Origin of the sequence: Qipengyuania algicola (genome assembly GCF_042492175.1) — a bacterium.
In the GTDB taxonomy this organism is placed as follows: domain Bacteria; phylum Pseudomonadota; class Alphaproteobacteria; order Sphingomonadales; family Sphingomonadaceae; genus CAJXSN01.
The window spans coordinates 2,297,926-2,324,137 of sequence record NZ_CP170453.1 but is presented as its reverse complement, the minus strand read 5'-3'; the positions used below and the strand labels follow the sequence as shown (position 1 = coordinate 2,324,137).

24 protein-coding genes are annotated in these 26,212 nt (G+C 62.4%); 15 read left to right on the top strand and 9 right to left on the bottom strand.

The genetic code is table 11. The annotated features are described in order from the left end of the window. Positions 1 to 56: 56 nt before the first annotated feature. The 4 genes from ACFCW2_RS11035 to ACFCW2_RS11020 form a co-directional block, all read right to left on the bottom strand. The gene (locus ACFCW2_RS11035) at positions 57 to 392 is read right to left on the bottom strand and encodes an AtpZ/AtpI family protein (protein WP_379546397.1); all 336 of its coding nucleotides are present in this window, start codon (positions 390 to 392) and stop codon (positions 57 to 59) included. Positions 393 to 534: 142 nt separating this feature from the next. Continuing rightward, positions 535 to 930 carry a YdbL family protein gene (locus ACFCW2_RS11030; protein WP_379546396.1) on the bottom strand — a complete coding sequence of 132 codons (396 nt, stop codon included), beginning with the start codon at positions 928 to 930 and terminating at the stop codon, positions 535 to 537. Positions 931 to 953: 23 nt separating this feature from the next. Next, complete coding sequence (locus ACFCW2_RS11025; protein ID WP_379546395.1) at positions 954 to 1,109, bottom strand: YnbE family lipoprotein; 156 nt, start codon at positions 1,107 to 1,109, stop codon at positions 954 to 956. A gap of 101 nt (positions 1,110 to 1,210) precedes the next feature. Then, positions 1,211 to 4,483, bottom strand: coding sequence for an intermembrane phospholipid transport protein YdbH family protein (locus tag ACFCW2_RS11020; RefSeq protein WP_379546393.1), 3,273 nt, complete (start codon positions 4,481 to 4,483; stop codon positions 1,211 to 1,213). A gap of 121 nt (positions 4,484 to 4,604) precedes the next feature. Here ACFCW2_RS11020 and radC point away from each other — a divergent pair, with 121 nt between their 5' ends. Continuing rightward, positions 4,605 to 5,294 carry a RadC family protein gene (gene radC / locus ACFCW2_RS11015; protein WP_379546392.1) on the top strand — a complete coding sequence of 230 codons (690 nt, stop codon included), beginning with the start codon at positions 4,605 to 4,607 and terminating at the stop codon, positions 5,292 to 5,294. A gap of 34 nt (positions 5,295 to 5,328) precedes the next feature. Here radC and ACFCW2_RS11010 read toward each other — a convergent pair whose 3' ends face one another. Then, a complete protein-coding gene (locus tag ACFCW2_RS11010) occupies positions 5,329 to 8,073 on the bottom strand; it encodes a DUF3857 domain-containing protein (RefSeq protein ID WP_379546390.1) in 2,745 nt (914 codons plus the stop codon). A 286-nt stretch (positions 8,074 to 8,359) separates the two neighbouring features. On the opposite strand from ACFCW2_RS11010, the gene purB reads away from it, so the two are divergent. From purB to ACFCW2_RS10965, 9 genes are all read left to right on the top strand, one after another. Next, entirely contained in the window at positions 8,360 to 9,670 is a 1,311-nt protein-coding gene (purB, locus tag ACFCW2_RS11005; protein WP_379546389.1) for an adenylosuccinate lyase, read from the top strand. A 67-nt stretch (positions 9,671 to 9,737) separates the two neighbouring features. Beyond that, positions 9,738 to 10,091 (top strand): DUF1049 domain-containing protein, encoded by a 354-nt coding sequence (locus ACFCW2_RS11000; RefSeq protein ID WP_379546388.1) that lies wholly within the window; start codon positions 9,738 to 9,740, stop codon positions 10,089 to 10,091. 10 nt (positions 10,092 to 10,101) lie between these two features. Beyond that, a complete protein-coding gene (gene pyrF, locus ACFCW2_RS10995; protein ID WP_379546386.1) occupies positions 10,102 to 10,776 on the top strand; it encodes an orotidine-5'-phosphate decarboxylase in 675 nt (224 codons plus the stop codon). 50 nt (positions 10,777 to 10,826) lie between these two features. Then, positions 10,827 to 11,558, top strand: coding sequence for a subclass B1 metallo-beta-lactamase (gene bla, locus ACFCW2_RS10990; protein ID WP_379548974.1), 732 nt, complete (start codon positions 10,827 to 10,829; stop codon positions 11,556 to 11,558). A gap of 10 nt (positions 11,559 to 11,568) precedes the next feature. Next, positions 11,569 to 12,201, top strand: coding sequence for a phosphoribosylanthranilate isomerase (locus ACFCW2_RS10985; protein WP_379546385.1), 633 nt, complete (start codon positions 11,569 to 11,571; stop codon positions 12,199 to 12,201). Positions 12,202 to 12,308: 107 nt separating this feature from the next. Further along, positions 12,309 to 13,520 (top strand): tryptophan synthase subunit beta, encoded by a 1,212-nt coding sequence (gene trpB, locus ACFCW2_RS10980; protein WP_379546383.1) that lies wholly within the window; start codon positions 12,309 to 12,311, stop codon positions 13,518 to 13,520. 519 nt (positions 13,521 to 14,039) lie between these two features. Then, positions 14,040 to 14,825 carry a tryptophan synthase subunit alpha gene (gene trpA / locus ACFCW2_RS10975; protein WP_379546381.1) on the top strand — a complete coding sequence of 262 codons (786 nt, stop codon included), beginning with the start codon at positions 14,040 to 14,042 and terminating at the stop codon, positions 14,823 to 14,825. Further along, complete coding sequence (gene accD, locus ACFCW2_RS10970; RefSeq protein WP_379546379.1) at positions 14,822 to 15,670, top strand: acetyl-CoA carboxylase, carboxyltransferase subunit beta; 849 nt, start codon at positions 14,822 to 14,824, stop codon at positions 15,668 to 15,670. The genes trpA and accD overlap by 4 nt, the downstream gene beginning before the upstream one ends. Before the next feature lie 106 nt (positions 15,671 to 15,776). Continuing rightward, a complete protein-coding gene (locus tag ACFCW2_RS10965; protein ID WP_379548973.1) occupies positions 15,777 to 17,144 on the top strand; it encodes a bifunctional folylpolyglutamate synthase/dihydrofolate synthase in 1,368 nt (455 codons plus the stop codon). Here the strand turns inward: ACFCW2_RS10965 and ACFCW2_RS10960 are convergent, their stop codons facing one another. Beyond that, positions 17,145 to 18,926 carry an AmpG family muropeptide MFS transporter gene (locus tag ACFCW2_RS10960; RefSeq protein ID WP_379546377.1) on the bottom strand — a complete coding sequence of 594 codons (1,782 nt, stop codon included), beginning with the start codon at positions 18,924 to 18,926 and terminating at the stop codon, positions 17,145 to 17,147. A 92-nt stretch (positions 18,927 to 19,018) separates the two neighbouring features. Here ACFCW2_RS10960 and ACFCW2_RS10955 point away from each other — a divergent pair, with 92 nt between their 5' ends. The 3 genes from ACFCW2_RS10955 to rsmD are packed head-to-tail and all read left to right on the top strand — an operon-like array spanning position 19,019 to position 21,545. Further along, positions 19,019 to 20,185: an aromatic ring-hydroxylating oxygenase subunit alpha gene (locus ACFCW2_RS10955; protein ID WP_379546375.1), complete on the top strand. Its 1,167-nt coding sequence runs from the start codon at positions 19,019 to 19,021 to the stop codon at positions 20,183 to 20,185. Positions 20,186 to 20,220: 35 nt separating this feature from the next. Continuing rightward, on the top strand, positions 20,221 to 21,006 hold the full coding sequence (locus ACFCW2_RS10950) for a pseudouridine synthase (protein ID WP_379546373.1): 786 nt from the start codon (positions 20,221 to 20,223) through the stop codon (positions 21,004 to 21,006). Beyond that, entirely contained in the window at positions 21,003 to 21,545 is a 543-nt protein-coding gene (rsmD, locus tag ACFCW2_RS10945) for a 16S rRNA (guanine(966)-N(2))-methyltransferase RsmD (RefSeq protein ID WP_379546371.1), read from the top strand. Before ACFCW2_RS10950 ends, rsmD begins: the two co-directional genes overlap by 4 nt. On the opposite strand, the gene ACFCW2_RS10940 is transcribed toward rsmD, so the two are convergent. The 3 genes from ACFCW2_RS10940 to ACFCW2_RS10930 form a co-directional block, all read right to left on the bottom strand. Then, positions 21,542 to 21,952, bottom strand: a complete 411-nt coding sequence (locus tag ACFCW2_RS10940) for a GFA family protein (RefSeq protein WP_379546369.1) — start codon at positions 21,950 to 21,952, stop codon at positions 21,542 to 21,544. The two genes, rsmD and ACFCW2_RS10940, sit on opposite strands and share 4 nt — an antisense overlap. Before the next feature lie 128 nt (positions 21,953 to 22,080). After that, positions 22,081 to 22,554, bottom strand: coding sequence for a hypothetical protein (locus tag ACFCW2_RS10935; RefSeq protein WP_379546367.1), 474 nt, complete (start codon positions 22,552 to 22,554; stop codon positions 22,081 to 22,083). Positions 22,555 to 22,841: 287 nt separating this feature from the next. Beyond that, positions 22,842 to 23,090, bottom strand: coding sequence for a hypothetical protein (locus tag ACFCW2_RS10930; RefSeq protein ID WP_379546365.1), 249 nt, complete (start codon positions 23,088 to 23,090; stop codon positions 22,842 to 22,844). Positions 23,091 to 23,234: 144 nt separating this feature from the next. Here ACFCW2_RS10930 and ACFCW2_RS10925 point away from each other — a divergent pair, with 144 nt between their 5' ends. Together ACFCW2_RS10925 and ACFCW2_RS10920 are read left to right on the top strand one after the other, a co-directional pair. Further along, on the top strand, positions 23,235 to 25,574 hold the full coding sequence (locus ACFCW2_RS10925) for a UvrD-helicase domain-containing protein (protein WP_379546363.1): 2,340 nt from the start codon (positions 23,235 to 23,237) through the stop codon (positions 25,572 to 25,574). A 37-nt stretch (positions 25,575 to 25,611) separates the two neighbouring features. Continuing rightward, positions 25,612 to 26,178, top strand: coding sequence for a DUF7010 family protein (locus ACFCW2_RS10920; protein WP_379546361.1), 567 nt, complete (start codon positions 25,612 to 25,614; stop codon positions 26,176 to 26,178). The last annotated feature ends 34 nt before the right edge of the window (positions 26,179 to 26,212 follow it).

Here is a 26,212-nt window from a genome sequence, read left to right as displayed (position 1 = left end):
TTCCCTGTGCGTTTGCGCCAAAACGGCGCGTTCGGTTTCCGGCGAGCCTGAACCTGTTACCCGTCTTCCGGCGGGGTCTGGCTCTGCGTGCTCGCCATCTTGAAAATGTTTCTGAAGGCCACGACTATTCCGAGGAACAGCCCGATCAACAGACCCCAGGGCGAGGTATCGAACAGCGAGTCAACCGCAAAGCCGATAACCAAACCGCCGAGAATCCCGCCAAGCAAATCCGCCAGCACACGGTTGCCACTGCGGTAATTCGCATCGGCACCGCTTGCCTTGGGACGGTTGCGCTCTTCTTCACGCTCGCGTGCGGTCTTCAACCGCTCTTCGAGCGCGTCAATTCGCGCATCCTCGGCAATGGGTTCCCGTGCGGACTTGTCATCGCTCATGCCATGCTCCTGTGTGGGAATGCGCGGCACGGGCGAAACCTGCCCGCCGAGGGCGCGCTCCCCTTAGGTGGGGGGCTGGGCCAAGTCAACCGATGGCGACGGTTCTCGTGGTGGTTTTTCGGACGCGCTCAGGGTGCGAAAATTACGGGCAGCGGGGATCGCGCTGCGGCGCAGCGGACCCGCGGGTTTCCCAGTTTCCGCTGGGGGCCTGATATTTCTCGCCCGGCACGGTGCGATTGATCAGCACACAGCCCTGCGTGAAGGCGTATTCCTCGATCGTCGCATTCTGGCCCTGCGCACGCTGGGTGTAATTCGCCCGGCGCTTGATGTTGAGGTCGGCGACCAGCTTGCGAATCGACGCATCCTGATTGCCCACCACGCCCAGATAGCCGTCCATCTTTTCGCCAATGGAGCCATTGGCCCGGGCAGCGGCATAGGCAGGGTCGCGCTGCGCCATGGCCGAAGTCGGAATGGCGAGCGACAGCGCGGCGAGACCCAGAAGGCCTGCTTTTGCGATGTGTTTTGCCTGCATAGACATTGGCATTTCCTTGTTCGCCCGCATCAGAAGATATCGGGGTTTTCGTCAATATTGTCACGGACATCCGCCGCGAGCTGATAAATCACTTCCTGCCGGATGTTGATGTTGAGTTCGATCACGATCGCATCGTCCGGTGCATTCACCTGAATGCAGCCGCCCAAAGCAAGCGGGACCGCCATCACAGCACCCCATCTGGCCGCCCTGCCCTTTAGCATATGCTCAGCCCCCCGTCTGCGGGGCTTCTTTGCAAAGCGCAGGCGAGTCGTCAATTTGAATGGGTTCATCGCATATTCTCGCTTTCGGAGGACTGAACGGACGGGTCCGATGGGGCGGCGTCTAGCGTGGCGGGGAAATCGGGGTCGACCACTTCGGGCGCATCCTCTCCGCTAATCGAGGGACGGAGCCGGGTTCCGTCTTCGGAGACCAGCCCCAATTCGCGCGGGTCGCGGACAAACGCCGGATCATAGATCGAGCGCACATTGGTCAGCAGCTGATAAAACGGCGCGCGGATATTCACATTGAATCGCAGCGGCAGATTGGCCAGTCGCCGGGTGATGAAATTGCGCTTTGCGCCCTCCCCCTGGCTGACTCCGTCGAACCGGACCTTGGTCAGAATATCACCGGTCAGCGGGCCATCTATGCCGACCTCCATCCGCTCGTACTGGAGCGAGCGCAGCGCATCGAAGGCGAAATTGGCAATCGGCGAAAGGTCTTCATAGGTCAGCTCGCCAACATAAGAGAGGCTGCCCCCCGGTGCGCGCGAGGACAGCAGACCCTGATCGATGCGACCGTTCCCCATGCGGTCGAAAACGATCTTCATCTGTCCGTCGAACACGCCATCAGCCGAGAAATTGGCCAGTTCCAGCCGTTCGAGCAGCTGCGATGCCTCCAGACCGGTGATCTTGAAAGTATATTCCCGCACCTCGCTGAGCCCGATGGTGATCCGCGATGGCGCCATCTCCAGCGTGCCGCCGAGGAACGGCCAGCTGCCGCCCTGAACCGCCAGAAGCTCTCCATTGGTCAGCGAGAACTGGACCGTGCCATCGAACACCTCGATCCCCGGATTGATCGCCCCGATGGACAAACGCTGGTCCGGAGCGGTCGTCAGGCCCAGCAAATCATCGAAGACGATGGTTCCGCGCGCGTTCTCCACGGGGCCGAAGATCGCCGCCAGATCGAGGCCTTCGGAAGAGAATCGGCCCGTGCTGGTTACCGTATCCGAATTCCAGTCGATCCTGCCCGAGCCGGTCACCGGCCCACGCACGTTCGCCACAACGCCCAGCGCGAGATAGGTCAAATCCGTGGGTTGAAGCGCGTCGCCAAAGCGTATGCCCGGCACGTCGAGATCGGCGAAACCGGCGCTGGTCGTCAGATCGTGCCGCAAATCCAGCGCCGTAATCACCGCATCATTGGCGGGCGTGCGCAGCAAGGCGTTCGCGGTGATAACATTGTCAGCAAGGGTCAGGCTGGCATCGCGCGCGATGAGCGGCTCGAACCGGTCGACCTCCTCCCGGTCCTCCAGCACGAATGCCCCCTGGTCGATAGCGATAATGCCATCGCGGTAAGCCCAGTCGCCGCTGGCTTGCAGAATATCGAGCGGTACAGTGGCAAGCCGCACATCGGCCTCGGCGAAACTGCCTGCCAGTTCATCGCCCAGCCGCCCGGTCAATTCGGATACGGCAAAGCGCACCCCAGTCTCCGGCGGTCCAAGCTCGACATCCAGCGCGCGCGCCTTCAGCGTACCCGGCCATGCAAAGCCGACCGGCCCGCTGCCCAGTTTCAGCCGCGTACCGCCCAGTGTGCCGGAGACCGCCAGCGAAGGCACACCCGCCGCGATGCGGAAGCCCCTTGCCCCGGCTCCCGCTCCGGCTTGCAAGATTGGTTTGCCGCTGGCCGGGCACATGGTCAGGTCCTGCCGCCCCAGCTCCAGATTGGCATAGACCAGCTTGTCAAAACGAGCTCTCGTGCAGCCATTCCATAGCGCCAGCCCCGCGCCGGACGTCCAGCTGCCGCTGACCGGCATTTCCAGCCCCTGCACCGTTCCGCCGGGCAGTTTGCCGCTCGCCCTCGCCAGCCCTTCGAATGCCAACGCTCCGCCGGGCGATTGGCGAACGGTCATCTGCGGAATTGCGATCCTGTCGCTGCCGACACCATATTCTGCCATCCCCAGATTGAGAGCCAGCTGGCCATTGGCGGCCCGCTCCATCCGTCCCTCGATGCGCGGCAAATCCGGCCCGCCTGTGGCGATATTGCCTGACAGCCGGGGGATCGGCGTGCCCAGCACCGCACTGCCCCGCGACAGCGAAGCGAGCACCGCGCCGCCGCGATTGGCCAGAACCGCGCGCGGGATGGTGACTGTCGCTCCGTCGCGGCCAGTGCGGTAGCGAATGCTTGCCCGCAGCTGCGAACCGGGAACCTGCTGCTCCAAAGCGCGCGCCAACCGGGCGATGATCGGGGCCGCCAGCGTGTCGGCGGCGCCCGCCTGCGCATCGTCCAGTGCCGCGGTGAAGCCGCGGCCTATCTGGATATTCTCGGCAGTGCCTTCGGCGGAGACATCCCACGAGGCGAAGCCTTCGGCGGACCGGAAGCTGCCGCCCATGACCACGCGCGAAGCGCCGACCGCGCCGCTTTTGAGTGCCCGGGCCGTGATGTCATAGCTGCCAACCAAGCGGTCTTCGCCATATTCCAGCCTGCCCGACACATTGGTCGGCCCCGCGCCGGTCCCAGCCGCCGAAAGGCTGGCGATCCGCCCTTCATAGGTGGCTGCGATGCCAGAAAAGTCCTCGTCCGCCGTTACCACCACCGGCAGTGCAGCACCGGCCAGCGCGATACTGCCATTGCCACCGCCGCAGGTGCCTTCTGCCAGCCGCAGCGGCCCGCTGATCCTCGGTCTGCCGCCGGTAATGGTGAACTTGCCATAGAGCGTTGCCTTTTCGGCCACGCAGTCGCCCAGCACCAGACGGGGCGCATTGGCCGCCATCATGCCCAGAAACCCGTCGGCCAGCACGCCTTCGCCGTCGGCCTTGAGCCCGATGGGCCCGTAAGGCGTATCGATCCGCGCCCGGCCATCCACGATGGCGATATCGCGCTCCGGCAATCCGGCCTCGTCTTCGCTAGTCCCGAACAGCAATTCATCGAGCGTGCCAAAGCTGATGCCCTCCGGCCCCGCCTCTCCCCATAGACGCGGGCGGAACACGCGGATCTGCCCCAGTTCCGGCCCCGTGAGCCGGTAGACCAGATTGACCTCGATCCGATCGACCGTCAGGTCGGGCCTTTCTGGATCGCCAACGACGATATTGGTCAGGACCTGCTGCTCGCCCGAAATATCCTCTACCTTGTAGGTGATGGGAAGGTCGTAAGCCTCCAGTTCCTCGTCGATAAAGCCTTTCGCGTAATCGGTGCGATTGGCCCACAGCACCAGCAGCACCGCGACCAAAACGAGAAAAAGCACCAGCAGCACACGCGCCACCCAGTTGCGACGGCGGCGCAGGCTGCTGGCCGTGGGAACGGCCTCCTCGGCAACATCCGGTCCAATTTCTTCAGCCTCAGCCATCAGCCTCCACTTGCGCGCAGCGCATGGCAAAGGCAATGCTGCCAATCGATCGCGCCACCTCGCTTTAGCGGGGCCCATAGCGGGGAAAGAATTGCCGCAAGCTGACGAGACTTCACGAGGGTTGGCCAAGAAGCGCCCTGCCCATGGCGGCACGGGCCATCGCCAGCGCCTGCGCGACCGGTTGCTGACCGGCGGAGCGGAAGCGCTGGCCGATTACGAAGTGCTTGAATATCTGCTGTTCGGCGCTTTCCGGCAGGGCGATACCAAGGCTCTGGCCAAACGCTTGCTCGACCGGTTCGGATCGCTGGGCGCGGTGCTGGATGCGGACCCCGGAGCTTTGGCCGGGGTGAAGGGTATGGGCGAGACCAGCGCCGCGACGCTGAAAGCCACGGCATTAGCGGCCCGCCGGATGGCCCGGAGCAAGGTGCAGAAACAGCCTGTTCTGGGCAGCTGGCAGGCGCTGCTCGACTACCTGTCCATCGATATGGCGAACCTGACCGTGGAGCGCGTGCGCGTGCTCTATCTCGATACCCGCAACCGTCTGATCCGCGATCATCATGTGGGCGACGGCTCGATCGACGAAGCCGCAATCCATCCGCGCGAAGTGATCCGGCAAGGCCTCGACCTTGGCTCAACTGCGCTGATCCTCGTGCACAATCACCCCAGCGGCAACCCGGAGCCCAGCCGCGCCGATATTCAAATTACACAGCGCATTGCCGAGGCAGGCCGCCTGCTCGGCATTACCGTTCACGATCACGTCATCGTGGGGCGGGAGGGCCACACCAGCCTGCGTGCGAAGGGGCTGATCTAAGGGTCGCCTTGTCTGCAAAGAGCGCGCTGAGGCTCTACTCGATCCCGAAGCGCCTATAATACGGGATCACATCCGGCCAGATGCGCTGGGCTTTCCTGATAAGTTCCTGCCCTTCGCGGCGACTGCCCGTTTCACGCCGGATGATGCCTAGCAGATAGGTGCTACCCGACATGCCGGGATTGCGCCGAAGCGCGGCCAGCAGATCGTTTTCTGCTTCCTCCAGATTGCCAGCGCGAAAATGCGCGAAAGCCCGGCTATCCAGCGTGCTCGCAGAATAATCACCCAGGTCCACCGCCTCGTCGCACACCTCGGCGGCCTGATCGATCCGGTGGTCGGCAAGAGCCATGAACCAGCACTTGTTGTTCCACGCTCCGCTTTCGTCCGGCTGATCGAGGACAAGCTCGTCTGCCCATTCAAATCCCTCCTCATCGCGTCCGACTTCAGCGAGAACCAGCATGCGCTCATAAATTATGGACCGACGGTCATCGCCGGAAAACTCGTCGGGGTCGAGCAAATCGAGCGCTTCCTCGGTTCTGCCGGTGCGGGCCAGAAGGTCGGACAGGCGGGTTCGATCACCGATGGTTCCGCGCGCATCGAAGGCCTCACGCGCATCGGTAATCGCCGCCTCATAATTGCCCGCCATCGTATGGGCCCAGGCCCGCGAAGCGTATAGCCCCGGCGTTGCCTCCATCGCGATAGCTGCATCGTAATCGATCAAAGCCCCGGAAAAGTCGCGGGCTTCGGTGCGATAATAGGCCCGCGCGCTCAGCGGATAACCTTCATCGGGTTGCTCGGCCACGATGCGGTCGAAAGCAGCGATGACCGATGCCATGCGGTCGCGCAACTGCGCATCGCTGAAATCCCATGCGCGCTTCGCCTTGCTCACGCGGATGACAGGGTCGGCGCTGGAATATCGACGAACGGAACGCCTCGCGTCGGACAGGGAATCGCTCGGCAGGACGGCCGGGATGGTGTTGAGGGAGTCGGTCAGCGCAATGCGGGTTCCTGTATATGAGCCGGTGCGCGCTGCGCGGATTCCGCCCGCGGTTACTTCGCTCTCCAGCTCTCCGCGAATGGTGATTTCGCCGGCCTCGTCGGGCAACGTCGCCTCGAAATTCTCGATATAGAAAGACGGTCCGCCAAACCGCACGGGAATATCGCGCCATTCTGCCCGTGCGCGGTCGGCATTGAGTTTAAGATTGGTAGACGGCAGAGCCAGTTCCCATTTGCCGCGATCGCGGCCGAACTCGAATTGCGGCTCCATGATGCCGCTGGCCCGCATGGTGCCAACGCCCTGCTCATTGTCATAGGTCACTTCCACGCCGTAAATGTCCGCCTCGCCGACGATATTCTCGAGCCAGTCGCCAGCAAATTTGCGGAGTGCCTCGTCATCGGTCTCGTCCGCCTGAGGCCGTAGCAAAGCGCCCAGCGACCCCCGCCCTTTGACTTCGGCAGTATACAGCACCGGCATGTCGAGGCCGGCGGTGAGGTCGTAAGTGACGTTCAGGATCCGGTCCGGCGTCTGCTGAAAACGCTGCGTGATTTCTTCAAGGTCGGAACCCGCGTCGGTAACCGGCAGACCGAAATAGAATGCGGGCACTTCGTCCATTGTGTCGATCCGGCCGCCTCTGCTGGTGCCATCCAGCCAGTAATCGCGGCCATCGATCTGAGTTTTCACGATCATATGATCGAAGACTCCCAGCATCGGCAGGCTGTCAGCCACAAGGTCTCCGCGCTCGCTGTGCACCAGAACTGTCTCAGCCGGGATACCCAGCTCGCCAAGCACCACCGCGAGGAGGTAGGACTTGGCCTTGCAGTCCCCATATCGCGCATCCCACGTTTCCTGCGGGGATTGCGGCAGATAATTGCCATTGTTGAGGCCATTGGCGAGATAGCCAATCTCGTCCTGCACGAAACGCAGAGCGAGCGAGGCGCGTTCCAGCTCATCGGTGGTCGCCGCTGCAATTTCAGCAATCTTGGTCGCCAGTTCGCTGCCATCCGCAATCTGTCCCTGAAGCTGGAAATGCGGGGCAAGCAAACGCGAAACATCCTGCCAGTCGTCAAACGAGGTGACCTGCACATAGGGACCCCGGCGAAAGCGCATAGGCGCGTCCTTGGGCCGGTCCGGCATTTTTGCAATCGGCATGGAAATATCCAGCCAGTGATAGCCGCCCCGCGTTTCAAGCGGGACATCCACAGCGCTGAAATCGGGCCCGGTCCGGTAAGACAGCCCCTCATCCACCGGCCACGAAAGCAAGGCCCGGCCAAAGCCGATCTCCAGCGGTTCCTGCTGGATGCCGTCATAATGCTGGATATTCCCATCGAGCGCCCCATCGCGCGAACTGGTGGTAATCGAGTAGCGAAGGATATCGCCCACCTGAAGGCCGGGAATTACTGCCGACGCCGTCAGAACCCCGTCCAGCGTGCGCTTCTCCAACTGTGCTTCGCGCCGCAGGACCTGAAAGAGGGTCTCGTCCTCCAGCACATTGATGACTGTGCCGCCTCGGACAATGTCCACGCGGTGCACGACCAGATCGCCTTTTTCCGGCAGCCATTGCACGTTAACTGTCCCGAACTGAGTCAGCGCTTCGGGGTTTTCCATCCTGAGCGCAACGTCGACATAATTCCGCCGCTCGCCGTCCTCGAAACGAGACTGCTTATCGAGGATGACAACCGTGTCGCTCGAGGATGTGTAGTCTGCAATATCCACAGCCTGCACCCAATCCGCAGGCTCGCGGTAAAGAATGGTTTCACCTGCATTGGCTGCAGTAAAAGGCACCGCAATTACGGTGCTGGCAAGAAAAGCGTTCCTAATGTGCACAGGGTTCCCCAAAGCTCGTTCCACACAGGCGTAAAGAAAATCGCGCGCTCCTCCAACGGGTAAAATCTGATTGATTGAAATAGAGAAGCCATTGCACGCGGGAATTCGCCCGTGCCGCTGGTCGCATTGGTCACGTGTTCCCGGTCTTATCGTCAGCGTTGCGGGTTGCGGTCTTGCCAAGGCAATGGCTGGCCGATAGCCGCCGCTGCAATCAGCAATCCCCCCTCTTCGGAGTTAAAAGACAATGGTCCCTCGTTACGCCCGTCCCGCCATGACTGCTTTGTGGGAGCCGGAGGCGAAGTATCGCATCTGGTTCGAGATCGAGGCGCACGCGACGCAGAAGCTGGCCGATCTCGGCGTGGTGCCGGAAAGCGCAGCCAAGGCGCTGTGGGATTGGTGGGCAACCGATCCGAAAATCGATGTCGCGGCGATCGACGCCAAGGAAGCCATCCTCAAGCACGATGTCATCGCCTTCCTCGATTGGGTTGCGGAACAGGTGGGGCCGGAAGCGCGGTTCATGCATCAGGGCATGACCAGTTCGGACGTGCTCGACACCACGCTGGCGGTGCAGTTGGCCCGCGCGGCGGACATTTTGCTGGAAGACCTCGACCTGCTGCTGGCCGCGATCAAGAAGCGCGCCGAAGAGCATAAATACACCCCGACCATCGGGCGCAGCCACGGCATTCATGCTGAGCCGGTGACATTCGGCCTCAAACTGGCGCAGGCCTATGCTGAGTTTTCCCGCAACCGCGAGCGTCTGGTGGCCGCGCGCCGCGAAATTGCGACCTGCGCCGTGTCAGGCGCGGTCGGCACTTTCGCCAATATCGATCCGCAAGTGGAAGAGCATGTCGCGCAAGAGCTGGGTCTGGAGCCCGAGCCCGTCAGCACGCAGGTGATCCCGCGTGACAGGCATGCGATGTTCTTCTCCACCCTCGCCGTCATTGCCGGTTCAATCGAGCGCGTGGCTGTCGAGATTCGCCATCTCCAGCGCACCGAAGTTCTGGAAGCCGAGGAGTATTTTGCGCCGGGTCAAAAGGGCTCGAGCGCGATGCCGCACAAGCGCAACCCGATCCTCACCGAGAACCTGACTGGACAGGCGCGGATGATCCGCGGCTACGCTATGCCCGCGTTGGAGAACGTGGCGCTGTGGCACGAGCGGGATATTTCGCATTCGTCGGTTGAACGCTTCATCGGTCCCGACGCGACCATCACGCTGGACTTCGCCCTAGCGCGGCTGACCGGTGTGATCGACAAACTGCTGGTTTACCCGGAGCGAATGCAGGCAAACATGGACCGAATGGGCGGCCTTATCCACTCGCAGCGGGTGATGCTGGCGCTGACACAGGCGGGTGTGACGCGCGACAATGCGTATCGTCTGGTACAGCGCAATGCGATGAAGGTGTGGGAATCCGATGGCCGTCAATCACTGCTCGATCTGCTGAAAGCCGACGACGAAGTGACGGCAGCCCTGTCGGACGAGGAACTCGAGGAAAAGTTCGATCTCGCTTACCACTTCAAGCATGTCGACACGATCTTCGCCCGCGTTTTCGGCTAATCTGCCAGCCCTTTACGGCCTGCGGCCCTGCGCCTAGCATTGCGAGAATATTTGGGAGACTTTGTCGATGCAGCTCGTCCGCACACTCTTGTGGGTCCTGATCCTTGCCGGTTTGCTGGCCTTCTCGTTCTTCAACTGGCAGCCTGTCGAGGTAACGATCTGGGAAAATCTGGTCTTGGAAACCAAGGTTCCGGCGCTGGTCGTCGTGTCGTTCCTGCTGGGACTGCTGCCTATGTGGCTGGTCCATCGCGGCGCGCAGTGGCGGGCGAAGCGGCGCATTTCCTCCTTGGAAGCGGCAGCGGAAAGCCAGCGCCGTCTTGCTACGCCGACACCGACACCCGCACCAGCGGCCACAGCCACGGCTCCTGCGCCCAAGGCACCTGAACCCGATGCCGGGCCACTGACTTCCGATCCATCCTAGGACACATTGTATGAGCAACCCCGTCTACCTTGCGCTCGACCTCCCCCGCCTCGAACAAGCGAAGGCACTGGTGGAGAAGGTCAAGGCGCATATCGGCGGGGTGAAGCTGGGGATGGAATTCTTCTACGCCCACGGCGCGCACGGCGTGCATGAGATTGCGCATCTGGGCTTGCCGATTTTTCTCGACCTGAAACTGCACGATATCCCCAACACGGTCGCTGGGGCGATGCAGGCGATCCATGTGCTGGAGCCCGCTATCGTCACGGTGCACACCAGCGGCGGGCGCGCGATGATGGAGGATGCCAAAGCGGCAGCGGCGGACGGCACCAAGGTCGTCGGCGTCACCATGCTCACCAGCATGGACGAGCGCGATCTGGAACGCACAGGCGTGAAAGGCACACCGCACGATCATGTGATGCGGCTGGCCGAACTGGCGGAGGCATCGGGGCTCGACGGGATTGTCTGCTCCGGACAGGAAGTCGGCGCGGTGCACAAGCAGTGGAAGAAGGGATTCTTCGTCGTCCCCGGCCTGCGCCCGGCTGGTGCCGCCGTGGGCGACCAGAAGCGCGTCGTCACTCCGCGTAAGGCCCGCGATGACGGCGCAAGTGTTCTCGTCATCGGCCGCCCGATCAGCCGCGCTGACGATCCGGCGCAGGCCGCGCGCGATATTGAGGCCACGCTGTGAGGCAGGCGCTCGGCCTACTCGCAGCTCTGGCAGTCAGCGCCTGTATCCCGATGGGCGAAATCCACCAATCTACCGCCGTGCAGGAGCGCGGCGATGATGTGACCCGTTTCGGCGATGTTGCGTTTCGCGAGCTTGCTCCGGGTGTGTGGCAGCACACCACCTATCTTGATCTACCCGGTATCGGGCCGGTGCCGTCCAACGGGCTGCTGGTGGTCGATTTCGACAACACATTGCTGATCGACACCGCGTGGACCGATTCGCAAACCGCGCAGATCGTCGCATGGGCGGATGGCGTGCTGGAGAAGCCGATCCGCGCGGCGGTGATCACCCATGGGCACAAGGACAAGATGGGCGGTATTGCCGCGCTCCATCAGGCGGACATTGCGACCTATGCGCATCCCCTCACCAATGAAGACGCGCCGGACAACGGGTTCGAGCCGGCACGCAACGTTCTGCAATTCGCAGACAATGGCTGGGTTCAGGGAGAGCAATCGATCACGCTCACTCCGCTCTCAATCTACTATCCCGGCGGCGCGCATACGCGGGACAATATCGTTGTCGGCGTGCCCACCGCGGGGATCGTCTTTGGCGGCTGCATGATCAAGGGCACGGACAACGCAACGCTGGGCAATCTGGCCGATGCCGACACCGCTGCCTATGCGCAGTCGGCGCGCAATGTCGATGCTGCCTTCCCGCGCTTCGATGTGGTCGCGATGAGCCATTCGCAGCCACAGGGACGCGAGGCGATTGCCCACACCATCGCGATGGCCGAAGAGCTGTAGGCCCGCATCCATGGCAGAGATAAAGATATGCGGGATTTCCACGCCCGAAGCGCTGGAAGCCTGCATCACCGGTGGGGCGGACTATTGCGGGTTGGTGTTCTTCCCCCCTTCGCCGCGCAATGTCGGTATGGAGGAGGCATCTGCCTTGGCGGAACGGGCCGGGTCGCGGATTGGCCGGGTGGGATTGTTCGTGAATGCCGATGATGCGTTCATCGGCGAGGCAATTGCTGCCGGGAAACTCGATGCGGTTCAATTGCATGGCAAGGAAACGCCCGGGCGCTGCGCACAGGTGAAGGCCCGCTTCGGCGTGCCGGTGTGGAAAGCGCTGTCGGTTGCAACCGCGCAAGATGTGGAGCGCGCAGGCCAGTATAGCGGCGCGGCGGATCTGCTGCTGTTCGATGCCAAAACTCCGGACGAGGCGGCGCTGCCCGGCGGGATGGGGCTGACCTTCGACTGGTCGCTGCTGAGGGCCTATCGCGGGGCAACGCGCTGGGGGCTGGCAGGCGGCCTGACGCCCAACAATGTCGTCGAAGCGATTGCCGCAACGGGCGCACCTCTGGTGGACACTTCCAGCGGCGTAGAGACGGCCCCCGGACTAAAGGACGTCGACAAGATTGTGCGCTTCTGTAAAGCGGCGCAATAACGAATGCATGGCCCTTGACCCGTTCGCCCTGAGCTTGTCGAAGGGCTGGCAAGGCACCCGCCACTCGTACTTCGACAAGCTCAGCACGAACGGATTTCCTTGTTTCGATGAACCAACCCAATTCCTACCGCACCCAGCCTGACGATCGCGGGCATTTCGGCGAGTTCGGCGGGCGCTATGTCGCCGAAACGCTGATGCCGCTGATCCTCGACCTGGAACGTGAATACCGCGCCGCGCAGGCCGACCCGGCGTTCAAAGCCCAGTTCGACGATCTGCTGGAGCATTATGTTGGCCGCCCCTCCCCGCTCTATTTTGCCGAGCGGCTGACTGAGGCGCTCGGGGGCGCACAGGTCTGGTTCAAGCGCGACGAGCTGAACCATACCGGCGCGCACAAGATTAACAATTGTATCGGCCAGATCCTGCTCGCAATCCGCATGGGGAAGAAGCGGATTATCGCGGAGACTGGCGCGGGCCAGCACGGGGTCGCCACGGCCACGGTCTGTGCGCGGTTCGGCCTGCCCTGCGTGATTTATATGGGCGCAGAGGACGTCAAGCGGCAGTCGCCCAATGTCTTCCGGATGAAGCTGCTGGGCGCTGAAGTCGTCCCCGTCACCAGCGGCGGCGCGACATTGAAAGATGCGATGAACGAAGGGCTGCGCGACTGGGTCGCGAATGTGGAGGACACGTTCTACATCATCGGCACCGCTGCCGGCCCGCACCCCTATCCCGAAATGGTCCGCGATTTCCAAAGCGTGATCGGCACCGAAGCGCGGGCGCAGATGCTCAGCCGGACAGGCCGCCTGCCCGATCTGCTGGTCGCTTGCATCGGCGGCGGATCGAACGCGCTGGGCCTGTTCCACCCGTTCCTCGATGATCGGCAAGTGAAGATGCTCGGTGTGGAGGCTGCGGGCCACGGCCTCGACGGCGACGAACACGCCGCCAGCCTGCTGGGCGGATCGCCCGGCGTGCTGCACGGCAACAAGACCTATCTGCTGCAGGACGAAGACGGCCAAATCACCGAAGGCCACTCGATCAGCGCCGGTCTGGACTATCCCGGCATCGGCCCCGAACACGCCTGGCTGAAGGAAAGCGGCCGGGTCGAATACACCGCCGTGACCGACGAGCAGGCGCTAGACGGCTTCCAGCTGCTCTGCCGCACCGAAGGCATCATCCCCGCATTGGAACCGAGCCACGCGATTGCCGCGGTAGCAGATCGCGCCAAGACAATGGCCGACGATCAGATCATCCTCATGAATCTGTGCGGACGCGGCGACAAGGACATCTTCACCGTCGCCGAAAAGCTGGGAGTGGAGATTTGACCTTCTCCCCTGCCCGCGCCGGTGTCTTCTTTCTCATTGGATTACCGATCGGGTTTATTTTGTCCGCGCTCGCGCTCGTAGTGTCGGGACGCGGGATCTCTGCCCCTGAAATCGCACCATTTGCTCTGGGAATCGCGCTTGCCGTCGCATTGGCCGCCGCAATCTGGAATCCCCGCGCATGACCCGCGTATCCATAAACCGACTGACGAAAAATCCCGTCGCCCCGGACTTGATCCGGGGTCCAGCTTCTTTGGGCGCGGCGCGAAAGGCAGCGGGCCCCCGACTCTGGGGCCGGGGTGACGTGGGAATCCAGGCTGTCCTACATCCCCTCGAATATGCCATGGCAACGCGATGAAACCGAACCGTCGAAAGAAACCACGCCAGAACTGCCCATGTGTAACGCCCATGCCAAAAAGCACTTCCTCCACAACCACTTAACCCGGGTGACACGAGGGTTACACGTGTCACCCTGTCCGCCATTCCTGTTCCTGCAATTCCCCAACTACAAGGTTTGTCAGCTTGACCCGCTTCAAAGCCGCCTTCGCCTCCCCCGCTCTCGTCTGCTTCGTTACCGCCGGTGACGGGAACACCTCCGCAAATCTCGATGCTTTGGTCGAGGGCGGCGCGGATGTGATCGAGTTGGGGATGCCCTTCACCGATCCGATGGCCGATGGCCCCGCCATTCAGGAAGCGAACCTGCGCGCGCTGGGCGCTGGCACCACAACGGCAGACATATTCGCCATCGCCGCCGCATTCCGCGCGCGCCACCCGGATGTGCCGCTGGTGCTGATGGGCTATGCCAATCCGATGGTTCGGCGCGGGCCGGAATGGTTTGCTGACGAATGCGCCAAAGCTGGCGTGGACGGCGTGATCTGTGTGGATATTCCGCCGGAGGAAGACGAGGCCCTCGGCCCCGCTTTGCGCGCCAAGGGCATTGCGCCGATCCGCCTTGCCACCCCCACCACCGATGCCGCGCGCCTGCCCACGGTGCTGAGCGGTTCGAACGGCTTCGTTTATTACGTCTCGGTCGCCGGGATCACCGGCAAACAGCAGGCGGCGCAGGCCAGTATCGCCGATGCGGTTGCGCGGCTCAAAGCCTCCACCGAACTGCCGATTGCGGTCGGCTTCGGCGTCCGCACGCCGGAACAAGCGGGCGAAATCGCCAAGGTTGCGGACGGCGTTGTGGTCGGTTCCGCGCTGGTCGAACTGGTCGGCCAACATGGGGCAGACGCGCCGCAGCATCTCAAAGCGCTGACGGCCTCCCTTGCCAAGGCAGTGCATTCGGCGGCAAAGACACAACCATGAACTGGATCACCCGCGTCAGAAACTCGCTCCCCTTCATGGCGAAGCGGGAAACGCCCGACAATCTTTGGGTCAAATGCCCCTCCTGTCAGGAAATGCTCTTCGTCAAAGAGTATGAGGAGAACCTGCATGTCTGCCCCAATTGTGGGCACCATGGCCGTATAAGCGCGGATCAGCGCCTCGCCCTGCTGCTGGACGAGGGATACACCGTGCTCCCTCAGCCGGAGGTTGCTGAAGACCCGCTGAAGTTCAAGGACAGCAAGAAATACACCGAGCGGCTGAAACAGGCGCGCGCTAAGAACCCGCACAAAGACGCGTTTACAGTGGGTTCGGGCGCAATCCTAGACCAGCCCGCCGTGATCGGCGTGCAGGATTTCGGATTTATGGGCGGCAGCATGGGCATGGCTGTGGGCACAGCCTTCTGCGCTGGTGCTCAGGAAGCGCTCGACCGTGGCTGCGGCTATGTCGTCGTGACGGCGGCTGGCGGCGCGCGGATGCAGGAGGGCATTCTCAGCCTGATGCAGATGCCCAAGGCAACCGTGATGACCCGGCGCCTGAAACAGGCTGGCCTGCCCTATATCGTGGTGCTGACCGACCCGACCACGGGCGGCGTCACCGCCAGCTATGCGATGCTGGGCGACGTGCAGATTGCCGAGCCCGGCGCACTTATCGGTTTTGCCGGACAACGTGTGATCCAGGACACTATCCGCGAGCAATTGCCCGAAGGCTTCCAGCGCGCGGAATATCTCCACAAGCACGGGATGGTGGACCGCGTGGTGCATCGCAAGGATCTGCGCGAGGAACTGGCAATGCTGCTGGACTATATGCGGGGCGAGGAAGCGGCTTAATTTCTCCCCTCCCGCCTGCGGGAGGGGCCGGGGGTGGGCACGAGAACACCATGCGTAGCACGCTCCAATTCCCACCCCTAACCCCTCCCGCAAGCGGGAGGGGAATCTGATGGACTTCGCAAAATCGGACAGCCCCGCAGTGCAGGCGCAGCTCGACCGCCTCGGCGCTTTGAGTGTGCCGGACGGGCGGCTGGGGCTGGAAACCATCCGCGCTTTACTGGACAGGTTGGGCAATCCGCAGCGCTCTCTCCCGCCCGTTTTCCATGTCGCGGGGACCAATGGCAAAGGCTCCACCTGCGCCTTCCTGCGGGCCATGCTGGAGGCGGACGGCAAGCGCGTCCACGTCACCACCAGCCCGCATCTGGTGCGCTATAACGAACGTATCCGGCTGGCGGGAAAGCTGATCGAGGATGATGCGCTCGCGGCTCTGCTGGAGGAGGTTCTGGATGCGGGCGAGGACCTGAACCCCAGCTTCTTCGAAGTCACCATTGCCGCCGCCTTCCTCGCCTTCAGCCGCACCCCTGCTGATGTCTGCGTTGTCGAAGTCGGTTTGGGCGGCCGTTTCGATGCGACGAATGTTATCGAACACCCTGCGGTATGCGGGATTGCGGCGCTTGGCATAGACCACGAGCGGTTCCTACTTGCCCCGGAAGAGGGCACACCTGACGATCCAATCGCGCGGATTGCTTTTGAGAAGGCGGGCATTGCCAAACCGGGTGCTGCGCTGGTGACCCAGACCTATGCTGAGGGAGCCAACCGTGAAATACGGATCGCTGCGGCGAAACACCAGACACCATTGGCCATGCGCGGTGATGGTTGGAACATCGACGTCACGGACCGGCTGGAATACAGGGACAATCGGGGAAAGCTGGACCTGCCCCTGCCCGCCATGTTCGGCGAACACCAAGCGGAAAATGCGGGCCTCGCAATCGCAATGTTGCGCAATCAAAGCATACTTTCAATCAGCAACATAGCGATGGCCGAGGGGCTGCGAAGGGCGCATTGGCCTGCAAGAATGCAGCGGCTGACCGACGGGCCGCTGATGGATATTGATGCCGGGTTCGATATCTGGGTCGATGGCGGTCACAACGCGAATGCGGCGGCGGCAATTAGACAAACTTTATCCAAAGAAAGCCGGCTGATAAACTTCACCGAAGACGGCCCAAAAATCAGCGTCGTTCTGGGTATGCTTCGTAATAAAAACGTGGCGGAGTTCATTCACACGATTGCGCCAATAACGCGAACATTGGTCGGTGTGCCGGTGCCGAGCCATGATCATCACGAGCCGGGTGCAATTCGTGCAATTGCAAAGGAAGCGGGCATAGCTGGCCATGGTGCGGCAGACGACGTGACAAGCGCGTTGAACATGCTCAACACCGGCAGGCCCCATGACGAATGGCAACCTGTCGCCGTATTGGGCTCGCTCTATCTCGCCGGCGAAGTCCTACGGCTTAACGACGAACTGCCCGACTAATCACTCTGCCGGGTCGGCACTCAATTTCGGATCGGGAGCAACAACCCCAGACGCCTTGCCCAGCCGCGCCTGCCGAATCCATTCGATAATGCACAGCACCACGGCGCCCATCCCGATTAAGGTGGTCAGGATGAAAACATCGTAGTAGCTCTGTTCCTCGATCATCTGGCCCAGCGCGCCGCGCCCCAGCGTGCCGACCAGCAGCGTGAGCGAGGACAGCAGCGCATATTGCACAGCGCTGTATCCTTTTGACACGATGCTGGAGAGGTAGGCGACGAACGCAGCGCCCGCGATACCCACAGCGATATTCTCGCCGGCAATCGCCATCATCAACGTCGCCAGCCGGTCATCACCGCCCAGCGCCCCGACGAGCCAGGTAAAGCCTGTCATATCGGCAAAGGCCTGCACGCGCGCGCCGCCGATGGCCAGATCGGCGTAGAGCAGGTTGGTAATCGCTGCCAGAAATGCGCCCAATGTCAGCGTGACCATCCGGCCAATCGCGGTTAGCAAATATCCGCCCAGTGCGAGGCCAACTAACAGCGCCCCGACACCGAAGAACTTGGACGCCACAGCCACCTCGTCCTTCGTATATTCCAACTCGCCGAGATAGAACGGGTAGGCAAACGTGCCCCAGATCGCGTCGGTGATGCGGTAGGTCAGCACCAGAGCGATAACGATAATAATCGCCCAGCCCAGCCGCCCGATCAAATCGGTCAGCGGCAGAACCAGAGCGCGGTAAAGATGGTCCATCGCCCGGTCGCCAGTTGACGCTGCAGCGTATTGGGATGTGTATTGGCCGGTCTGGATACCGGGGCCATCCTCGATACCAGCAGGTATCACGTACTTCCCGCGCTTGCGCGCGCTTTCCAGCCATGCCGCCACCATCGCCGGCAACACCACGGTAGCGATCACAATAAGTGGTCCCATGTTCGAGATAAACTCGACCGAGTCGGGCCGCGCGTCGGGATCGCTCGACAGGCTGCGAACCATGAACACACCGACCGTCACCAGTGCCCAGCCCCACAGCAGGGCCACGATGGCCAGCGCCGTCATGCGGACCTTGGGCAGCATCTGGCCAGCCACGCGCAGGCCGTAAGGATCATCGCCCAACGCCGCCTGATCGGCCGCCATGTCCGCTGCGTTGGCATCGGGTGCCCACAGTCCGGCGAAACCAACTGCCAGCATCGTCAGCCCCATGCCGAAATAGGTCGCTGGCCAGCCTACCCGCTCTGCCGCGAACAGTGCCAGCGCACCGCCGACCAGCGCGGCAATGCGGTATCCCATCTGATAGACGGTGGAGAGGATATCGATGGTCGCGACATCATCCGCCACATCCACGCGCCATGCGTCGATCACCACGTCCTGCGTCGCGCTGGCAAAGGCCGCGAGGCCAGCGAGCAGGCTGAAAATACCGATGGTGGAATTGCTCGGCGTGATGAAGCTGAGAGCGACCAGCGCGCCGCCGATCACCAGCTGCGCGGTGACGATCCACTGCTTGCGCTTGCCCAGCCTGCTGACGAACGGAATATCGACCCGATCAAGCGCGGGCGACCACAGGAATTTGAACGCGTAAGCCAGCCCGATCAGCGAGAAGACACCCATCGTCTCCAGATCGATATCGCCCGCATCGGACAGCCAAGCATACAGCGTGCCCAGCACCAGCGCATAAGGCAGGCCCGCAGCAAAGCCGAACAGCAGCATGTATCCGGTCTTGGGCTGCTTCAGTGCGGCGAGAACCGCGCGCCATCCCGGCTTGCCCTGTTTTGCTGCTGCATCCGCCATTGTCGTCCCGTCCCTTTATTCCCGCAGGATATGCTGTAATCCTTAGTGCCAAGCCGCGCCAAGGCAAAGGCGCTGGATGAGGAGTATCGGGGATGAGCGATGTGCAGGCGGTGAACCGAGGCAGCAGTCCTACGCCCGGCCAGATAGCGCTCGCGCGCCGGATTGCGGATGGCAGTGTCGATCCCAAGCGCTCGACCACGATCCAGACTGTGCCGGCAAGCGATTACACCGATCCCGTCCATTTTGCGCGCGAGAAGGCCGCTTTGTTCGAGCGGCTACCGCAAGTCATCGCGCCCTCTGCTCTATTGCCCACAAGCGATATGGCCGTGCCGCATGACGCCACAGGCCGCCCGCTGCTGCTGACCCGCGATTCAGAAGGCAAGGCGCATGTCTTTCTCAACGTCTGCCGCCACCGGGGCACGCGTCTTGTGGAGGGCGAAGAAAGCCAATGCGCCAAGCGGCTGGTATGCCCCTATCACGCATGGACTTACCGGCTGGATGGCAAGCTACTCGCCCTGCCCCGGCCCGAGACCTTTCCCGGCCTCGACAAGAGCGACATGGGTCTGGTCGAGCTGCCCAGCATGGAAGAAGGCGGGCTGATCTGGTTCTCTCCCGACCCGCAAGCCGACTTCACCGATGCACAGGCGATCAGCGAAGATATGGCCGCCTTTGGCACTTCAGAGCATCATTTGTTCCGGCGCAAGCTGCACACGGTGCATGGCAACTGGAAGCTAATCATGGATGCGTTTCTGGAAAGCTATCATGTCACCCGGCTGCACGCGAACACCATCGGGCCGTTCTTCAAGGACGGGATCACTTCCGGCGACACGGTCGGCCCGCATATGCGCAGCGCCGTGGGCCGTCTGGAGGAGATGGAGAACATCGACCTGACCGACATGGCCGCGCTGCGCCGCGTGGTCACCTTTGCCTATCAATTTCTGCCCGCCACCATCGTGATCCCCAGCCCCGATTACCTCAATATCATGGTCCTGATGCCGCAATCGGAGAAGCTGACGCTGGTGGAGGATTTCATGCTCATCCCCGAAGCACCCGCGACCGAAAAGGCGCGCGCGCATTGGGAGAAAAGCTGGGCGCTGCTGGATGGCGGCGTGTTTGCCAGCGAGGACTTCCGCGCGGCGGAATTGGGCCAGCAGGGTCTTTCCAGCGGCGCAATCGATCACATCACACTCGGAACGCTGGAAGGCGGAGTGCGCGCTTTCGCCGATACAGTCGCACAGGCGTTGCGCGCTATTAATTGATTTGGGCCAATTGAAGGCCTAACCCGCGCGGCATCATGGCCCATAAAGAAACCCGATCGCCTGACCGCCCCGATGGCGACCGCATTGCCAAGCTGCTCGCCCGCGCTGGCGTCGCCAGCCGCCGCGAGGTGGAGCGGATGATTGCCGAGGGGCGCGTGTCGCTTCACGGCAAGGTGGTGGAAACGCCGGCAACCTTTCTCGAAAGCCTGCGCGGCATCACGGTGGACGGCAATCCGGTGGGCAAGGCGGAGCCGACCCGGCTGTTCGCCTTTCATAAACCCGTCGGCCTATTGACGGCGGAACGCGATTTTTCAGGCCGTCCGACGATCTACGATGCGCTGCGCAATGCGCTGCCCCAGGACACACCGCGCCTGATGCCGGTCGGGCGGCTGGACATGAACACAGAGGGCCTGCTGCTGCTGACCAATGATGGCGGCCTGAAACGGCAGATGGAGCTACCATCCTCCGGCATCCCCCGCACCTACCGCGCCCGCACCTATGGCGACATTGCCGAAAGCGATCTGCACGGCCTGATGGAAGGGATCACCATTGACGGCGTGCGCTACGGCGAAATCGACGCCGATATCGAACGGGGCGGCGGCAAGCAGGGCGCGAACAAGTGGATCGTGATGACCATTACGGAGGGCAAGAACCGTGAGGTGCGCCGCGTTCTGGAGCATTTCGACCTTAAGGTCAGCCGCCTGATCCGCACATCCTATGGCCCGTTCGATTTGGCCGACCTGCCGCGCGGCGCTGCAGTGGAGATTGCCAAGCAAGACATCGGACGCTTCCGTTCCAGCCTGCCGAAAGACAGCAAATGAGGATAATTGCGGGCGATTGGCGCGGGCGCAAACTGACGGCGCCCAAAGGCGACGCCACCCGCCCCACCGCCGACCGGACCCGCGAGACCCTGTTCAACATGCTCACCAGCCGCCTCGGCACATTCGAAGGGCTGTCTGTTGCCGACCTGTTTGCAGGCTCGGGCGCACTGGGGCTGGAGGCGCTTTCACGCGGCGCGGCGCATTGTCTGTTTGTGGAGCAGGAGAAGCCTGCACTGGATGCTATCCGCGCAAATATCACCGCCCTCGATGCTCGTGCGCGCACCACCGTCAGCGCAGGCTCGGTAACAGCTCTGGGGCCTGCCAAGGCTCCGCATGATTTGCTATTGCTCGATCCGCCCTATGGCACCGGCGCGGCCAACGTGGCGCTCGACCGGATGATCCGGTTGGGATGGATCGGCGAGGCGACGTGGGTGGCGGTGGAAACAGCCGCCATAGAAGATGTCGAGGTCCGCCTGCTCAGCGTGGATAAGGAACGCAAGGTCGGCAAGGCGAAGATCACCCTGCTGCGTTTGACCTAGTCCGCATCACCCTCTTGCGGAGGAAATCGCTCGAACTGCACCAGATGATGCGCATCGGCCATCCAGCCAACCCGTTCCGCCGTTTGGATGTGGCATTCCGGGGGCAACTCGTCCGGTTCGTCCAGTGTGCCAGTTTTCACATCGACCATGCCGGGCAGCATCGCCTCGTTCGAATAGAACAGCCCCGTGCCGCACTGGATGCAGAAATGGCGGCGCGCATCTTCCGAGCTGGCATAGGTGCTGATCTCTCCGGAAATCGACAGCTGGTCATCGCGCATCATGGCCCACCCCGTCATCGGCGCGCCGGAGGACCGGCGGCAATCGACACAGTGGCACAGTGCGTGGTTAAGCGGCTCGCCCTCGATCTCGTAACGGATCGCTCCGCAATGGCATCCCCCTGTCAGCATCCCGTCACTCCCTCGCAAAACGTGTTGCGGGCACTAAGACAGGTGCACGCCGGAACGGCAAGGCTGCTGTGTTATGGCAATCACAGCCTGCGGTCCCGGCGCACAGATGTCGGCGCTATAGACTGGCGCTAGCTGGGACTGTGATCGTCCACCTCCGTCATCGGGCGATCCATGGGTTCTTCCATCGGTTCGTCGATTGGCTCCGGTGGAGCGGAAGGCGTAGCAGCCGCTGATCCCGCGGGCGGTTGGCTGGCGAGCATTTGCTGCTCCAGCCTGCTCCAGGCCGTCTCTTGCTCGTCTTCCGCCATGCCGGTCAATGTCAGCCGGTCACCATCGCTCAGCATCCAGAACACTTCCTGACGCGGCGGGCTGAGCGACCAGTAATAGCTCTTCGCTTCCTGCGACCAGCCATCGAACATGGCCTGCCGTTCCTGCGGCCACCGCCCGTAGACACGCATTTGCTCGGGCGACATTTCCGCCGGTGTCGCTGCATCAGCCGAAGCAGTCGGCGGCGGTGCAGGAGGCGGCGCACCCTCCTGCGCGGCCAGTGGACCTGCTGCGAAAATAGCTGCAGCAGCACAAATTCTCATCATCTTACGCATTGGATTCTCCATAATTCAGGGAAACCCAAACGTTACGAACGCGACCCGTTCGGTGGCCCCAATTCCCAATTGCCATCGAACAAGTTCGTGTTCAGCGATCCGCGTTGAGACGGCAATAGAGCCGCGGCTGCCCGGTCGCGCGGCCAGCCCGTTTGGCCCGCTCTTGTGCAATTTTTGCGGTGAGCGTGCAGGATGACAAAAGGGCCGGCCCCACGATCAGTGGAACCGGCCCTTTCGGCTTCATGCGCGGCGGCGAGGGGTGCTGCCGCGCCAAAATACAGTCGGAGTTAGCGGGGGAAATAACCCAGCGGACGATCGCCCCAATTAAGCCCGGCTTCGCGCGGATTGATGCAATTGTCCTGTTCTTCCGACATGCAGACGTCGATCACCTTGCCGTCGATCATTACCTTCGATGCCTTGCCATTTGCGGTGCGCTCGACGATTTCGGGCGAGGCTGCTTGCGTGCCTTGCGCGATTGCGGGCGCGGCGGAAAGGGCAAGGCCAGTGGCGGCTGCGGCTGCGAGAATAGTCTTCATTATCAATTCCTTCGTCGTTGGTATTGGACTTCTCTGTCCTTGCCTAACCAACCCGCGCACCCGCATGGGGTTCCAAATTTGGTCCTCTCGCCATGCACGGCTTGCCGCAGGCGTCCGCGTTCCCTACCTGTTCACGCAGACAGTATGACAGACCAACCGCACCCCCACGCCCCTCCGGGCGCGCTCGATACGCCTCCTCCCCCTCCCGCCGAGGGCGATATCCCGGCCTATGCCGCGCGTCTCAACCAGCCGCAGCGCGAGGCGGTGCTGACCACCGAGGGGCCGGTATTGATGCTGGCGGGAGCAGGCACCGGCAAGACGTCGGCGCTGACCTCTCGGCTGGCGCATCTGGTGGCGATGAAGAAGGCGTGGCCCAGCGAAATCCTCTGCGTCACCTTCACCAACAAGGCGGCGCGCGAGATGCGCGAGCGGGTGGCCGTGCTTACCGGCGGCGCGCTGGAGGGCATGCCGTGGCTCGGCACCTTCCATTCGATCTGCGCCAAGATGCTGCGCCGTCATGCCGAGCTGGTCGGGCTGCAATCGAACTTCACTATCATCGATACCGATGACCAGCTGCGCCTGCTCAAGGCATTGATTACAGAGAACGATCTGGACGAGAAGCGCTGGCCGCCGCGCCAGCTGGCGGGCCTGATCGACCGCTGGAAGAACCGCGGGCTGAACCCCGATGATCTCGATGCGGTGGAGAACGAAGCCTATGCCAATGGCAGGGGCGCGCAGATGTACGGCCTCTATCAGGCGCGGCTGAAGGCGTTGAACGCGTGCGACTTCGGCGACCTACTATTACACATGCTAAACATTCTACGGCGCGAGAAGGACATCCTGCGCAGCTATCAGCAGCGCTTCAAATATATTCTCGTCGACGAGTATCAGGATACAAACGCCGTTCAGTATCTGTGGCTGCGACTGCTGGCACAGGAGCGCAAGAATATCTGCGTGGTCGGCGATGACGACCAGTCGATCTATTCCTGGCGCGGCGCAGAGGTGGCCAACATTCTGCGGTTCGAGAAAGATTTTCCCGGCGCGAAAGTCGTCAGGCTGGAGCAGAATTATCGCTCCACCCCGCATATTCTGGGGGCGGCATCGGGCCTGATCGGGGCCAACAGCCAGCGGCTCGACAAGACGCTGTGGACCGAGATGGATGCGGGCGACAAGGTCAAGGTCATCGGCATCTGGGACGGTCCCGAAGAAGCGCGCCGGGTGGGTGAAGATATCGAGGGGCTGGAGCGTTCCGGCGCTTCGCTGGACCAGATCGCCATTCTGGTGCGCGCATCCTACCAGACCCGCGAGTTCGAGGACCGGTTCATCCAGATCGGCCTCAATTACCGCATCATCGGCGGTTTCCGTTTCTACGAACGCGCCGAGATCCGCGATGCCCTCGCCTATCTGCGGGTGATTGCCCAGCCGCGCGACGATCTGGCGTTCGAGCGGATTTACAATCAGCCCAAACGCGGGCTCGGTGCCAAGACGCTGGAGAAGATGCACCAACATGCGCGGCGCACCGGGCAGCCGCTGGCCGCCGCTTCGCTACAACTGGCGGACAGCGACGAGCTGCCCAAACGCGCGGCCACCACCATCGGTAATCTGATGCGGCAGTTCTTGGCATGGCGCGAGCGGGCCGAGGAGGTCTCCCCATCCGAATTGCTTCGGCAGGTTCTGGCCGAGAGCGGCTATGACGATATGCTGGCGGCGGACCGCAGCGCTGAGGCGGCCGGGCGTCAGGACAACTTGACCGAGCTCATCCGCGCTATGGAAGAATACGAAACGCTGGGCGATTTCCTCGAGCATGTCAGCCTGGTGATGGACAACGATGCCAACGCGGAAGACGCGAAAGTCACGCTGATGACCATTCACGCGGCCAAGGGTCTGGAGTTTGATCACGTCTTTCTGCCCGGCTGGGAAGAAGGCGTGTTCCCATCTCAGCGCTCGCTCGACGAAGGGGGGCTGGCGAGCCTCGAGGAAGAGCGACGCCTCGCCTATGTCGCAATCACCCGCGCCCGGCAGCGCTGCACCATTCTGCACGCGGCCAACCGGCGCATTTACGGCCAGTGGACCAGCTCTATCCCCAGCCGCTTTGTCGAGGAATTGCCGGACGAACATATCGAAAGCGAAACCACGATGAGCGGCGGCGCATCGCTCTGGCGGGCGAATTACAGCGAAAGCGAAGACCCTTTCGCCCATGTCTCGCAAAACCGCCCCGACCGCTCCAGCAATCGCGGTCCCGGATGGCAACGCGCCCTCACATCCGGCTACGATACGAAGCCCGCGCGCGTCGCCGAAAACCGTCGCAGCGCCGCCAGCTTCGCTGCAAAGGCCCGCACCGACATCGCCATCGGCGCGCAGGTCCGCCACGACAAATTCGGCAGCGGCACGGTGATCGATCAAGAAGGCAACAAGCTGGTCATCAATTTCGAGGACGCGGGCGAGAAGCGCGTTATTGACAGCTTTGTCACGCTCGATAACTAATTGGGGTTGCTGGATAAGAAACGGCCCGGAGCATGTGATGTCGAAGTCGCCTGATAATTCTGCAACCGCAATGGAAACCATGACGTTGCAGGAATTGCGGGCGGATTTTCGCGATGGCAGCACGGTTGCGATGCCGATTGCCGGCATGATCGTTTGGGCAGCGCTGGGAATTGCTGCCTTACAGCTCGACGAAGAGACAATCGCAACGGGCGCGCTTTACGTGATGGTGGCGATCATGCCGCTCGCGTTCCTGATCGATAAGGTGCGGGGGCGCAATCTGTTTGCCGGAGGGTCGGACAATCCGCTGACCAAGCAGTTCCTGCTGTCGATCCTGATTGTGGGCCTTGTCGTCCCTATAGCCATCGCGGGAGCCCGTGCGGGCGAGCCCTTGATCCTGGTTGTCGGGATGGCGGTGCTCGCCGGAGTGGTCTGGATACCGTATGGATGGGCTGCCGATGATCCGGTGGGAATCCGGCATGCCGTTGGCCGCGCAATCGGTTGTTATGCGGCCTTCGCCTATGTGCCCTCGCCATACACCGCCACGGCCATCTGCGGCGTGGTTGTGGTCTCCTATATATACTCGTTGGCATTCCTTAGGCGCTGAGTTGGTGTAACGATCCGGCCCAAAGGATGGGATA